This is a genomic window from Fibrobacter sp. UBA7003 (assembly GCA_002449765.1).
GTDB lineage: Bacteria > Fibrobacterota > Fibrobacteria > Fibrobacterales > Fibrobacteraceae > Fibrobacter.
In genome coordinates, this window is the sequence record DJXN01000002.1 from 46,935 (window position 1) to 60,986 (window position 14,052).

General features: G+C 57.9%; 12 protein-coding genes. 2 read left to right on the top strand and 10 right to left on the bottom strand.

Annotated elements, in window-relative coordinates; all coding sequences use genetic code 11:
- Nucleotide 1: 1 nt before the first annotated feature.
- From B2952_RS00700 to B2952_RS00735, 8 genes are all read right to left on the bottom strand, one after another.
- Nucleotides 2-3,061, bottom strand: a complete 3,060-nt coding sequence (locus tag B2952_RS00700) for an efflux RND transporter permease subunit (protein WP_290736089.1) — start codon at nucleotides 3,059-3,061, stop codon at nucleotides 2-4.
- 6 nt (nucleotides 3,062-3,067) lie between these two features.
- Nucleotides 3,068-4,183 (bottom strand): efflux RND transporter periplasmic adaptor subunit, encoded by a 1,116-nt coding sequence (locus B2952_RS00705; protein ID WP_290736092.1) that lies wholly within the window; start codon nucleotides 4,181-4,183, stop codon nucleotides 3,068-3,070.
- Nucleotides 4,184-4,237: 54 nt separating this feature from the next.
- Nucleotides 4,238-4,960 (bottom strand): hypothetical protein, encoded by a 723-nt coding sequence (locus B2952_RS00710; protein ID WP_290727129.1) that lies wholly within the window; start codon nucleotides 4,958-4,960, stop codon nucleotides 4,238-4,240.
- Nucleotides 4,960-6,396: a hypothetical protein gene (locus tag B2952_RS00715; RefSeq protein ID WP_173381482.1), complete on the bottom strand. Its 1,437-nt coding sequence runs from the start codon at nucleotides 6,394-6,396 to the stop codon at nucleotides 4,960-4,962. Before B2952_RS00715 ends, B2952_RS00710 begins: the two co-directional genes overlap by 1 nt.
- A 73-nt stretch (nucleotides 6,397-6,469) precedes the next feature.
- On the bottom strand, nucleotides 6,470-6,916 hold the full coding sequence (gene rplI / locus B2952_RS00720) for a 50S ribosomal protein L9 (RefSeq protein ID WP_173366111.1): 447 nt from the start codon (nucleotides 6,914-6,916) through the stop codon (nucleotides 6,470-6,472).
- A 14-nt stretch (nucleotides 6,917-6,930) separates the two neighbouring features.
- Nucleotides 6,931-7,182 (bottom strand): 30S ribosomal protein S18, encoded by a 252-nt coding sequence (rpsR, locus tag B2952_RS00725; protein ID WP_173366110.1) that lies wholly within the window; start codon nucleotides 7,180-7,182, stop codon nucleotides 6,931-6,933.
- A complete protein-coding gene (gene rpsF, locus B2952_RS00730; RefSeq protein ID WP_173366109.1) occupies nucleotides 7,182-7,553 on the bottom strand; it encodes a 30S ribosomal protein S6 in 372 nt (123 codons plus the stop codon). The genes rpsR and rpsF overlap by 1 nt, the downstream gene beginning before the upstream one ends.
- 57 nt (nucleotides 7,554-7,610) lie before the next feature.
- A complete protein-coding gene (locus B2952_RS00735; protein ID WP_290728182.1) occupies nucleotides 7,611-8,672 on the bottom strand; it encodes a hypothetical protein in 1,062 nt (353 codons plus the stop codon).
- A gap of 123 nt (nucleotides 8,673-8,795) precedes the next feature.
- On the opposite strand from B2952_RS00735, the gene B2952_RS00740 reads away from it, so the two are divergent.
- Together B2952_RS00740 and B2952_RS00745 are read left to right on the top strand one after the other, a co-directional pair.
- Nucleotides 8,796-9,815, top strand: a complete 1,020-nt coding sequence (locus B2952_RS00740) for an MlaD family protein (protein WP_290728184.1) — start codon at nucleotides 8,796-8,798, stop codon at nucleotides 9,813-9,815.
- Nucleotides 9,816-9,839: 24 nt separating this feature from the next.
- Entirely contained in the window at nucleotides 9,840-11,918 is a 2,079-nt protein-coding gene (locus B2952_RS00745) for an ATP-dependent DNA helicase RecG (RefSeq protein WP_290728186.1), read from the top strand.
- Nucleotides 11,919-11,940: 22 nt separating this feature from the next.
- Here B2952_RS00745 and B2952_RS00750 read toward each other — a convergent pair whose 3' ends face one another.
- Nucleotides 11,941-12,273, bottom strand: a complete 333-nt coding sequence (locus tag B2952_RS00750) for a hypothetical protein (RefSeq protein ID WP_173366105.1) — start codon at nucleotides 12,271-12,273, stop codon at nucleotides 11,941-11,943.
- A 30-nt stretch (nucleotides 12,274-12,303) separates the two neighbouring features.
- Nucleotides 12,304-14,043: a hypothetical protein gene (locus tag B2952_RS00755; protein ID WP_290727123.1), complete on the bottom strand. Its 1,740-nt coding sequence runs from the start codon at nucleotides 14,041-14,043 to the stop codon at nucleotides 12,304-12,306.
- Between the last annotated feature and the right edge of the window lie 9 nt (nucleotides 14,044-14,052).

Consider the following 14,052-nt stretch of genomic DNA (forward strand, 5'->3'; position numbering starts at 1 on the left):
CCTATGCCATCTTCGATGCGTCGGTGGTATTGGTCGCATCGACCTTGCCCGCAAAGAAGCTGTAGGCCGCAGGCACAATAAACAGCGAGAGGAACGTGGCAAACGTGAGGCCACCCGCAATGGCGATGCCCATCGCGATGCGGCTGGGCGTGCCGGTCATGATGAGCGGCACCGCGCCCAATACTGTTGACAGGCTTGTCATCAGGATTGGGCGGAAGCGGCGTTCTGCCGCTAGCCGAGCCGCCTCGAGCTTAGAGCACCCGGTATTCGCCGCAATCTGGTTTGCAAATTCCACAATCAATATGCCGTTCTTCGTCACGAGCGCGATAAGCAAGATGAGCGCAATCTCGCTAAAGATATTGAGCGTCTGGCCGGTAATGAACAGGCAGGCGAGCGCGCCCGCAAGTGCGAGAGGCACCGTAAAGAAAATCACGAAGGGAGCGCGGAAACTTTCGAATTGCCCCGCAAGCACCAGGAACACAAGCGCAAGCGCAAGCAGGAACACGATATAGAGACCGCTGGAACTTTCCTCGAACTCCTTGGAGGAGCCGCTCAATGCGGTACTCACGCTCGGGTACTCCTTCAGCAAATGCTTCGCAATCCGGCGCATCTCCTCCACGCCGTCGCCAATCGTCTTGCCGGGCACAAGGCCTGCCTGGATGGTGGCCGCACTGAAACGGTTGAATCGCGGGAGCGACGGCGATGCGGACTGCTCGCTGAACGTAATGAAGTTATCGAGACTCACAAGTTCGCCCTTCGCGTTCTTGACCGTGAGCATCGCGATGTTCTCGGGCATGCTCCTGTACTGGTAACCCACCGCACCGATGATATCGTACTGGCGTCCGTCCTTGTAAAATTCGCCATAGCTCTGGTCGCTTATCGCAAGTTGCACCGCCTGCGCGATGTCGTTCACCGAAACGCCTTCCTCGTTCGCCTTGTCGCGCAGAATCTCGATATGCAATTCGGGCTTCGTGAATCTCAGGTTCGTGTTCACCACGCTGAACACCGGGCTCTTGCTCGCCTCTTCCTCGAACTTGGGCACAAGCGTGCGGAGAATCTCGATATTCGGGGCCTGCAACACGAACTGCACCGGAAGTCCACCGCGCTGCGTGCTGATGCTCTGCGGTTCAAAAACCATCACGCGCAAATCGGGGTACTCATTACCGAGCACCTGGATGCTGCGGGCGATTTCGCTCTGCGGGCGGCGCGCCTTCTTGTCAGCGTTCAGGAATATGCGCATTCTGGAGTTGCCCGCGTTCCAAGCGCCCGCCTGAATTTCGGTATACTCGTTGGTATCCATGAGCGCGATGACTTCTTCGGCAAAGGCATCGGCCATGCGCTTGGTGCGCGTGAGCGTCACGCCTTCGGGCATGTTCAGGTTCACCATGACCGCGTTGGAGTCTTCCGTCGGGGCCATCTCGCTACTCATGTTGTTGAAGCAGAGGTACGCAATAGCCAGGAGGCCCGCCACTACCGGGAAAAGCAAGAATCGCAACTTGAGGAACCCACCGAGAAGCACAGCGTAAATGCGGTTGAGCCAGTCAAAGAACGGCTCGGTAACGCGGAAGAACCAGCCCTGTTTTTGGCGGCTCAGGAACTTGGAACAGAGCATCGGCGAAAGCGTGAGCGCACAGAGCGTCGAGAGGAACACCGTACCGATCATCACCGCCACGAACTCGCGGAAAAGTAAGCCCGTAGTACCGCCCAGCGCAAGCACCGGCACAAACACGGCCATGAGCACCACAGATGTCGCAATCACCGCGAAGAAGATTTCGTTTGTACCCGCGACCGCCGCCTGCTTGGGCGTCATTCCGCGTTCAATCTTGTGGTAGATATTTTCCACAATCACGATGGCGTCGTCGACCACAAGGCCAATCGCCAAGACCATCGCAAGCAAGGTCAGCACGTTGATACTGAACCCGCACAAGTACAGCACGAAGAAGCTTCCGATAACGGCCACCGGCACCACCACCATCGGGATGAGCGTCGTGCGGGCCTGCCGCAGGAAGGCAAAGATAATCGCAATCACCAGCAGGAACGCGATGAAGATGGTCTCCACCACCTCCTTGATGGAAGCGCGGATGTTGATGGAGGTATCACGCCCATAAAGCACCTGCACGCCCTCGGGAATCTCGCGGCGGATATCCTCCACGCGCCTGTAGAACTCGTTCGCAATTTCCACGTGGTTACTACCCGGCTGCGCCATCAGGGCAAGCGTGATGGAGTTCTTGCCGTTGCGGCGGAACCCGGTACGCGTATCCTTCGGTTCGTAATGGATATCCGCCACATCGGAGATGCGAATCACGGTACCGTCAGCAGCGGTCTTTACCGCAATGTTCTCGAACGCCTTCGGGTCAAGAATGCGGCCCAGCGTGCGGATAGAAAGCGTCGTCTCGCTACCCTCGATAGAACCGGAGGGCAGTTCCAGGTTGCCGCGTTTGAGCGCCGCCGACATCTCGGCTCCCGAAACGCCAAGAGCTTGCAGGCGCACCGGGTCAATCCACAGGCGCACCGTCGGGCGCTTTTCGCCCCAGATGGCAACTTCAGACACACCGTTGATGGTCTGCAGGCGTTCCTTCACAAAGTTGTTCGCGATTTCGGAAACTTCCATCGGGTCGAGTTTGTCGCTCACGAGGCTCACCATCAATATCGGGTCGTTGTCGCTATCGGACTTATAGACCGTCGGCTCGTCCACATCGTCAGGGAGTCTGCGGCGCACGCGGCTCACGCGGTCGCGGATTTCGTTCGCGGCCGCCTCCAAGTCCATTCCCGTTTCAAACTCGATGTTGATGAAAGAGAAGCCGTCTCGGCTCGTGGAGGTAAGCGCCTTGATGCCCGACGCACTGTTGATGGATGCTTCCAAGATTTCGGTGACTTCGGCCTCCACCACCGCGGCGTTCGCGCCCGGGTACGAGGTACGCACCTGAATCAAGGGATAGTCGACGTTCGGGTATTCGCGCACGCCCAGGTTGCTTGCGCCAAACGCACCGAGCAGGATGATGACAAGCGCCATCACCGTCATGAGTACCGGACGACGTACGGAAAGGTTCGCGACACTCATCCGCGTTTACTCCACTTCGTAATCGGCGTTGTGGCGGATTTCACGGATGCGCACAGAAATGCCTTCGCGCAGGCTAATGAGGCCCGAAGTAATCACGGTATCGCCCTCGTCGAGCCCTCCGGTCACATCGACCGTAATCGGCGTGCGGAGCCCGGTCTGTACGTGCTTGATTTTCGCCTTCCCGCCCGTAGCCACGAACACGTAGGCGCCGTCCTTGTCCAGCGTGAACGCCTCGGCCGGAATCGGGATGCTCTTTGCGACTCCCGCCTGCATAGTCACGTTCACTTTTGCGTAAGAACCCGCAAGGAGTTCGCCCCCTGCGTTATTGACTTCCACCAGCACCTGGCGGGTACGGCTACTTTCCGAAAGTCCCGCTTCCAGGGCCTTCACCTTGCCGTTTGCAGAAATATTGCGCTCCTCGTCCTTGAGTTCTACGGCATCGCCCGGCTTGAGGGCCGATGCATAGCGCTGCGGGAGGGCGAATTTCGCCTTCAACTTCTTCACTTCGCTGAGGGTTGCAATGGATGTCCCCGTGGTAAGCCAGGCGCCCACGGACACGTTCACAAAGCCGAGCTTGCCAGCGAACGGGGCACGAACTTCGGTCTTCGCAATCTGCGCCCTGATGAGTTCCACCGACGCTTCCGCAGACTTGAGCGACGCTTCCGCCGCTTCCATGTCGGCCTTCGTCGCACCATCCTTCTCGTAGAGCCCCTTCGCGCGGTCGTACTTCTGCTGGGCGAGCTGCTTGTTCGATTCCGCCTGCTTGAGCTGCGCCCTGAGTTCGGAATCGTCAATCTTTGCAAGGAGCGTGCCCTTCTGCACCTGGGCGCCGTCCTTCGCATAAAGGTTCATGAGCCTGCCGGATGTTGCCGCGGTCAGTTCCACACTGTTGAGGGGTTCAAGCGTCGCCATCGCAGAGAACGTCTTGCCGCCCTCGTGGGCTTCGGCAATATAGCCTTCGACTGCAATTTCGCGCGCGGGCCTGCCTCCCGGTCCGCCTTTCCCGCCCGGGCCGCCCTTGCCCGGAGCACCAGCACCCTTCGCACCGCTCGCAGCGGAATCTTCGCCACCGCAGGCGGCAAGGAAAAGGGCTACAAAAACGAATACAATAAACTTTTTCACGCGATTTAGATGCATATCGGGTACTAATGGTTGCATTTAAATGAAATTCCCCGGTCAAAATTTCACATTGAAAAGAAGCCCGCTGCCGTCTTCATAGAACTCGGGGGTCACCTTGAAGCGCTCCGTGAACGATTTGGAGGACGTCGCGCGGTAGATGCGCATGGCATCGAGCATGGAGACGACGCGGTTCAGCACCAGCGCCCCCACCGACACCTGGAAAATAATGCGGCTAACACGGTAATGGCGCAAACGACTCTTGAACTCGTCGATATGTTCCGTCGTCTCGGGATTGTCAGAACTTCCCCAGTCCCACTGGATGCTCTCGTCGAGTTCGCTGTTGACATCCTTGCCCGCGCGGATCATCGCCTGGTTGTAGTCCTCGTCCATGTCGGGCGAGGAATTCTGCCCCGCAACGCCACCACGGCTCCGGTAGTCGCCCACCGTATTGAGCATCGAGATTTTCTTGCTAGAACTCGTGAGTCCCGCATACCGGACAGCATAGGAATGCGCCGAAGCGATGTATTTTTCGCCAATAAAATACGAACCGAAAGTCGTAAGCCAGAGGGCCGCATCAGTCCATACAAAAGGCCGCACAAGAGACTTCTCGCCCAAGTAAAGTTCGCCCATGCCTGGCAAGAGAGCAGATGCGCCCAACGCCAACCACAGACTCTTGTCCTGGTTCTTGCTCACGCTCTCGTCGACCGAAATCACGACCTGCGAAAAAGCGGCAGACGAGGCAACGAGGACTCCCAGGAGAACCGACAGGATCAGCCGCATCAGAATCCCCAGCTAGCCTGCACGCCCACGTCGAGTCCGTTGAATATGTTCACGTAGCTGTCGAAGTGGAGATGGTCGTACCACGAAAGTTCTTCGGAATAGAGCGCCTTGTTGTGCGCATTGGCCGTAAACGCAGCGTCAACCGCCGAGATAATATGGTTGAGGATAAGACCTCCAAAGAACCACACCTGCAAATCGGCGTAGTCGTTCGCCTTGTTGCGCATGGAACGGTACTTGTCCATGTTGGACGACTTTCCCAGCGGGACGATTCCGTCTTCCAGTTCGTCGTCCTCGAGCCCAAGGTTGATGGCCACCGCCGGGTCTTCCACATCGTCCCAGCCGAGCACATAGGTCTTGTCAGAAATCTGCTGGAACAGGGCGGAAGCATCGAAGAATGCGCCCACCGCCTTGGTCTCATCGCCAAGCGAAGCATCTTCCAGCGCCGACGCGTTCGAGACGGAGAACCGGTCCGTATGCGCCTTGTCCTTATAGAAGAGCCTTCCCGCCGTGTAGCATCCCGAGTTGCCCGCATCGCCATAGATGGCCTCGCAGAACGCCTCGCGGCTGTTCATGTAGCGGGTCTCGAAGCGCGATTCTTCCGTCTCGTCCGAGAGCTGGCCGTAAAGTTCGCGCATGCCGGCCTCGTAGCGGCCAATGGAATAGTGCTTCTTCGCGAACTTCTTGTACTTGTCGACCTGGTCGTTATACTTGTAGACCGAGAAATAGCCCCAGCTGGTCCAAAGGGCGGCCTCGAGCGCGAGGTAGGCGCCACCGCGGACATAGGTGAACGTGGACCCGCCCACGTAGAGCTGGCCCGAACCAGGAACCACGAGCGACATGAACAGCGCCTTGCGCGGGCTCTTGTAACGGCCCTTGAGTTCGTCAATGCCGTAGACCTTGGACACCTTCACCGGACCGAGAAGGTCGCGGCGGCTCATGGAACTGGAAGAGATGTCCGGAGCCGGCTGTTCGGAACTGCTGGAGCTGAGGGCAGCAAGCGAATCGCGGATACGGTTCTCTTCGGAAAGCCTCTTCATCTCTGCAGCGTATGCCTCCTCGGGAGTCATCTGCATCGCGGAATCGCCGGCAGCGGAGTCGGCAACCGCCGTATCGGCAGGAGCAGCCGTGTCCGCCACAGCGGGGGCGGTCGTGTCGGCAACCGCGGGGGCAGCAGAATCAGCCGGAGCGGCAGGCTGTTCGGCAGAAGACGAGAGCGGGGCGCTCGACGGCGAAACGGGTACGCTGGAAGACGAGGCAACCGCGCTAGAAGAAACGGCGACACTCGACGAGGATAACACCACCGAGGAACTGGAAACCTCCTGGGCAGCCTCGTTTTCGGCCTCGAACTCCGCGAACAGGTCGCGGGGCTGGGCAAGGGACTGGCCCACAAAGACACTGGCCACGCAGGCCACAAATGAAAGAGCGAACTTACGCATATAGCCTTAAAATAGCAAAAATCGCCCCCATAACAGGAGCGACTTTTAAAAGTTTTTGTAGTTGCGAGAATTATTACTTCTCAGCGACCACCCAAACCTTGACCTGAGCTTCTACGTCGCTGAACACCTTGATGGTGACAGTGTAGACACCGAGCTGCTTGATGGGCTCTTCGAGGGCAACCTGAGCACGGCTGACCTTGACACCCTGCTTGGTGATGGCATCGGCGATGTCGGCAGCGGTCACAGAACCGTACAGACGTTCGCCTTCCACGACGCGGCGTTCGAGGTTGACAGAAACCTGGGAGAGCTTGGCAGCGACGTCACCGGCGGCGGCGAGTTCCTTCTGGAACTGGGCCTCGAGGGCGGCGCGGTTGCTTTCGATCTGGGCCTTGGCTTCCTTGGTAGCACGGACGGCGAGTTTGCGCGGGAAGAGGAAGTTACGGGCATAGCCGTCCTTCACCTTCACGACGTCGAGCATCTTGCCCAAGTGGGGAACATTGGCTTTAAGAATAATTTCCATAGTCTAGTTCCTCCTTAGCGCAGGCTGTCCGAAACGAACGGGAGAATGGCCATCTGGCGGGCGCGCTTGATAGCCTCGTTCAGCATACGCTGGTACTTGGCGGACGTGCCGGAGATGCGACGCGGGATAATCTTGCCACGTTCAGAGATGAAGCGACGGAGAGTCTTCTCGTCCTTGTAGTCAATGAACTTGACATTGTTTTCCGTGAACCAGCAAGTCTTCTTGCGGCGGATACGCGGAGCCTGTTTCTTGTCTTCAAAAGCCATTATTCAGCCTCCCCTTCTTCTGCGTCGACCGGGATGATTTCCTCGGTGGACTGAGCCATATCCTGGTTGTAGACGATTTCGCTCATCGGATAATCAGCGAGGGTCATCCAGCGGAGAGCGTTCTCGTTCAGCTTGAGGGCAGCTTCCATGTTCGCCACCACAGAGGCTTCGGCCTTGTAGTAGAAAATCACGTAGTAGCCGTGCTGGCGCTTGTTGATGGTGTAGGCGAGCTTGCGCTTGCCCCAGTCGTCGCGACGGAGAATTTCACCGCCGCCGTTGGTGATCATGGCACCGATGTTCTCGACTTCAGCGTTGATGGCGTCGTCAGAGATCATAGCGTCGATGATAACCATCGTTTCGTATTGTCTCATAATGAGTCCCTTTGGTCTATCGCCCGGCTACCGACATTGGCTCCGGGAGGGTTCCGACTAAAATCGGTGCGGCAAATATAGAAAACGAGGCCTTTTTGTCAACACGGACCGGCCCTTGAGGTCGAACTTGGCCGCTTTCGAGGGAAAAACGCCCCTGTACGTGTAGGGGGAACGGCGGATGGAGGTCGGACCATCCCCGAACGAGCCCTCCGGGTCGATTTCGCGGATACTTACATATTTATATTCGCCCTGGACCACGTTGCTCTGGTTGCCGTCGGTGCGCATCAGGGCTATTCCCCCGCCCTCGACGATAGGCGCGAGGGCGTCCTCGAGACCGTTATAATCCTTGCAGCCGTCGATTTTCGCGGCCCCGCCCGAAGCCCCGGACCAGTCCTTCCCCTCGTCGAGCGCCTCGCCGACCTTCTCCCATTTCGCGTTAGCGGGCTCGCCGTTCGAGGTGGAATCGATGTAGAGTTCGAGCTTCACGGATGCATCCGTTATGTTGTACACAATAAACTTCATGCCGATCCAGCGCCCCGTCGGGAGCTTCGCGCCGCCCCAGAGAGGCGTCTGCTTGCCCATCACGCCCTCGCTCTGGTAGTAGCTGCCGGGGTGTTTCCATTCCTTCTCGAAATCCCACTTGCCATCGTGCCGGAAGCGTGCGTAGTAAGTACTCGCGTCGCAGTTGTTGCCCCCGCCGCTCGCATGCCCAAGCGCGCCACTCCGCACGCCGATCACCATGCCGCCGTAGTCGGGGCCGTTTGCGGAAGCCTCGCCCCTGCGGTAGTAGGCGGTAAACTCCACGTCGCGATAGAACTGCTTCTTTGCGGCCCGAGACGTCTGACTGTTGATGTGGAACCGCGGGCCGGAACTCATCATCTGCATGACACCCTTGCCGTCTATCTTGAAGAAGGGAGACGCGTCGCCCGCGCTACGGTTGTCCGTCCATTCCAGCGGATCGTCGGCATCGCCATCCCATTCGATACCGCGCGCATGGCCGTTCGCCCAATGCGCCGAATTCCATTCGACAGTACCCGACTTCGTGGGATAGAACTTCTCGATGCCGAAGGTATCGCGCGGGGATTCCTCGGCAAAGGCAACCGTGCACGCGAAAGCCAAAATCGAAACTGAACGCCAAAGACATTTTCCTGGACCCATAGAGCACACCTCACTACATAGGAATATATGTTTTTTCGGGCGCGAATCGCGCCTTTTTCTCGTTTTTTTGTTAAATTTCACCACATGAAAATTTCGGACAAGGCTATCGGCTACTTTTCGCTACTCGCCCTACTCGGGCTGTTCGCGGGCATCGCCTACGGCATGTTCGAGGCACACGAAAAGGTCACCTACAAGGCCTACGTCGACTTCAAGGAACTCGGGTCGCTACAGCCCGAAGACCCGGTGGTCATCCGCGGCTACACCGTGGGCACCATCGGTAAGGTGACCTGGATGGGCGACCGCGCCCGCGTGGAAATCAAGTTCGACGAGCCCCGCACCATCCGCGAGGGCACGAAGTTCAACAACGTGAACTACGCCATCATGGGCCAGCGCAGGCTCGAAATCGTCCCGAACAAGAACGGCAAGGTCCTCCCCGAAGACTTTATCCACCAGGGCAACTTCGAGCCCGGCATCGCCGAGGCGCTCCGCTACATGGAAGACGTCAACGAACAGCTTAACCACGTGCGCGAGGTCATCACGCTCATTACCGAGGGCGACTCCACCCACAAGTCCGTAAAGGAAATCTACGAGACCGTGATGCAGACGACCGAAGGGATCCTCGACAATGCCGACAAGACTCTCGACAAGCTCTCCCCCGCCATCAAACAGCTTGTAGGACAGCTGAACCAAGCGGCGAATTCCGTAGCCGACATGGCAAACCAGGTGGACACGACCGTCAAGGTGACGACGGACGCCCTCAACGAGAAAATTGCGCAGGCCGACAGCGCCATCCACGCCATCACCGAAGGCACGAAGAAGGCCGAACAGATTATCGCAACCATCGAGAGCACCCCCGCCGTGGACAAGCTCCTGAACACGAAGGACCTCGTCGACCGCGCGAACGACCTTGTCAAGAAGACGCAGGCGCTCATCGCCGCCATCGACACGAAGGGCGTCAAGATGTACGACGACCAGGGCAAAGAAGTCAGGCTCTTCACCTGGAAGAACACGAACCTTATCGGCAAGACAGCCCGCGAAAAGGCGAAACTCCGTGCCGAAAAAGGAGAAAGCCTTCCGGATTCCGGCCCCGCCGAGAGCGAGTAACGCGCAAGCAAGAAGGCTCCACCCATGGAAATTTCACAGCTTCCAGGACTCGGCCCCAAACGCGTCGAGGCTCTCCGTAAATCGGGGCTAGTCTCCATCGCGGACCTCCTCTACAATATACCGCGCACCTACCTCGACCAGACCAAGGTTTCAACCATCGGCAACTGCCATCCGGGCGAAAAGGTCGTGCTTATCGGCACCATCAGCCGTTCCGGAATCGTGCGGGGGCGCAGTTCCAGATTTATCGCCACCCTCACCGACGGCTCCGGCGAAATCCAGTTGCTTTTTTTCCGAGGCACGAGTTTCTGGGCCAGGAAAATCAAGAACGGCACCCGCTGGCTCGTCACGGGCCAGGTCGGTGAATACCGCGGACTGCAAATAACGCATCCCGACCTGCAGCCTATCGACGAAGGAGAAGAATTCAACGGCTGCATCCAGCCCATCTACCCCATCAGCGAAGCCTGCCGCGAAGCCCGGATGGAACAGAAGTTCTTCCGCGGTCTCTACAAGACGGTTTTCAACTTCCCGGGACTCACGCTCTCCGGGCTATGCCCCAGGGAACTGACCGACTACCTGCATTTCGCGCCCGTCATGGCGAATCTCCGCACGCTGCACCAGCCGCAGGATTTCCCATCGATCTACAAGGCGAAACGCGAACTCAAGGTACTCGAGCTACTGCCGTTCTGCCTGCGCATGGTCAAGCGCCGCGAGAACCAGAAACTGCGCGGTCACGAGCGCCAAATCGACCTCGGGACGGTAATGGCCGCAAAAGCAAGGTTGCCGTTCTCGCTCACGCGCGGACAGGAAGAGGCTCTCGACACGATTGTCGCGGGGCTCAACGGCAAAAAGCAGTTCCACGCGCTTTTGCAGGGCGACGTCGGCTGCGGAAAGACAGTTGTAGCGATGCTTGCGATAATGGCCGTATGCGGCGCGGGCGAACAATGCGCCCTCATGGTCCCGACCGACATCCTCGCGCGGCAGCACTTCAAGAGCCTCAAGCCGTTTTTTGACGCGGCAGGGCTCAGCGTGCGCCTGCTGGTAGGCGCCACCCCCGCCGCAGAAAAGAAGACAATCCTCGGCGAACTGCAGATGGGACTTGCAAACGTCGTCATCGGCACGCACGCGCTGTTCAGCAAGGATGTCACATTCGCGAAGCTCGGGTTCGTCATCATCGACGAACAGCACCGCTTCGGCGTAGGCCAGCGCGAAGCGCTTCTTGCCAAGGGAGACTACCCCGACATGCTCGTGATGAGCGCCACCCCCATTCCCCGAAGTCTCGCGATGACGCTCTATGGCGACCTGAAGGTCATAAGCATCAAGGAAAAGCCCGCAGGCCGGAAGCCCATCAAGACGCGCCTCGTAAACGCAAGCAAGCGCGACGACATGAAGAAATTCATTTGCACGGAAGCCGCCGGCGGGAACCTCTGCTACTGGATTGCGAGCCGCGTCGGCACGGACGAGGAAGGTAGCGCCCGGAGCGTCGACGAAATTGTCGATGAACTGAGGAACTACATCGCGGGGCCGGGCCGCGCCATTCCGGGAGGAGCAACGCTCAAGGTCGCGGGAGTCCACGGCCAGATGGACGAGGCGCAGCGCGACGCCATCATCGCAAGATTCGCGAAAGGCGAAATCCACATTCTCGTAGCGACGACCGTCATCGAAGTCGGCGTGAACGTGCCCGCCGCGAACCTCATGGTCATCGACCAGCCAGACCGATTCGGTCTGGCGCAGCTGCACCAGCTGCGCGGCCGTGTAGGCCGGGGCGATGCCCAGGCATGGTGCTTCCTGATGATTCCCGAGGGCGACGCGGCGGATTCCAGCATAGAACGGCTATCGCAGTTCTCGCAAACCGAAGACGGCTTCGAGATTGCCGAACTCGACCTGCAAAACCGCGGCGCAGGCAACCTCGAAGGCAACGAACAGAGCGGCGCATGGGTGTTCCGCTGGTTCGACTGGATCGCCGACCAGGAACTCATCAGCCAGACGCTCGAAACGGCAGAACACATCCTGAAGGATTCGGGTTCATTCGACGAAAGCGCCCGCATGAAAATCCAGGCCTGGTACGGCGAAAAGGAATTCGCAAACGAAGACGGCGTGCACTAGGCATGCGCGTTTCGAGCAGCAATTAAATCAAATTGGTGAACGTGCCGAGCACAAGCGCAAGGAGCGCGATATTCAAGAAGAACATGGCGCGGCGCACTATCATGAAGAACACCGCCTGCCAATGCAGGATGCCGTCCGTCGGCGCAACCAGTTCCTTGACAGCGAGGAACATGTTGAGGATGCCCGTAAGCACCATCATCAGCGCACCCGCGAAGTAGCCCTCGTTCCAGACCATCACCGTAACGACAATGCCCGCCACCATCGCAAAAAAGCCGATGATGACCTCTACACGCAGGAACATGGACTTTATCTTGCGCGCTAGGGAACGGACCTCGTTTTGTTTTTGTTCATCCATAATCGAAAATATACAAAAGGATGGGAGACGCTACAACGAGTAGCTCGTCGTAATGGAGTAATGCAGATCCCCCTTGCGCTCCCCGTTCAGGGGCACACTCACGTCGACCTTGTTCACCAGCCTGGAGATGGACTTAGTCTGTACAAATCGAACGCCTAGCCCAAGCACATAGACCAGGTCGTCGCGGTTGATATCCGAGAAGTTCCACGCCGTTTCGCCGATGCTTCCATACCCGACAAAAACGGGAACCAGCGTGAGAATTTCGAATCGCGGGAACCAGCGCTGTTCAAGGCTGCCGTAGACCCTCGCCTGTCCCGTGTAATATCCGGTCGGGAAACCAACAAAGCCGTCGGAGCCGCCCAGCGAAAGCTGGTAGCCAAGGCGCGCATCGTCATAGAAGTCGGCAAGCCCGGTCAGCACCGTCGAGAACCGGTCATTCGGGTGGAAAATGTATTCTCCCTTGAGCCGGCCGAAAAAGTCGTGCTTTTCGCCATGGTCCAGGTAAAAATGCGCATTCGACGAAAGAGTCAGGTGGTGCATGCCGAAACCGAGGTAGAGATTCATCCAGAAATCGAACCGGATGTCGTTATCGGCAGCCCCGATCTGCTCGTAGTTCTTGGAAACCTGCACCTTCGCCGTCCAGCCACGATCCACGTCCTCGGTCCACTTCGCATTGTGGAAGTTGCGGATCTTCTCGTAGCGCAGGTTCGAATACATAACGTAAGCGCCGAGCCTCGAATCCTTGCGTTCCGGAAGCCATTCGTTCCATGCCGAGGCCGAATCGATGGCATAGGACTTTTCGCCATCGGTGAACAAGTACCGCGAAAGTTCTCCCTTGCTCGCGGTAAGCCTGCGGTAGTCGTAAGTCGCACCGAGGTAAATCTTACGCTGCGTTCCGCCAAAGGAACGGCTAATCCTGAAGCTCAGCGAGTCGCTCACGAACTTCTTTACCTGCATGAGTTCGACCGTTTTCTTGCCGTTATATTTCTGCAAGGAATCCAGGGGTTTGTCCGTCGGGTACTCAACTGCCCCGGCAGGCATGTCGCCACTGCCATAAACGTAGTAATAGCTCTCGTTCTTGAGGCCTGCAAGCGTGTAGGCCCACTGGTTCACGCTCCGGCTGAGGAACGGCACATACATCTGCCAGCTCGCGAGGTAGCCGTCGGTATTGTAGCTGTAGAGAAAATCGAGATGGTTGTAGCGGAAAATGAAATGCGGGTCGCCGTATTCCACCTGCCACATGTCGCGAAACTCGTTATGCCCGAAATAGAACCCGAGCAACTGGCCGAGGCCGAGGAAGTTGCTTTCCTGCACGCCGACACCCCAGTTGAAATTGTCGTAGCTCCATTCGCTGCCGCTGAACCCGAAACTAACCGGAATCGTCAGCGTCCAGTTGTCGCTCGTATGCACATTCACGATGTTTTTCCCGCCATCCTCGGAGACCGTAATGGAGGCGTCGCTCAAGAAACGCTGCTCGCGCAGGAAGCGTTCCGATTCAAGCATCAGGTCGAGATTCGCCAAATCGCCCTGATTAAAAAGGAGGAGCTTGCGGACCGTGTGCTCGCGGGTCTCGATATGGATCCAGTTCAAGAAGCGATAGGCAAGCGCATCGTACTTGGTATGCACCTTGGAATCGTCGAACGCATCGCCGATATCGTAGACGATGCTATCCACATGAAAAAGGGAAGTAGAATCCGCAACCGGCAATTCGGCCGCCACGGGAAAAGCCACAAGCAGTAAAAGAAATGAAAAAGCAATCAAGAAACGCACACGCACAAT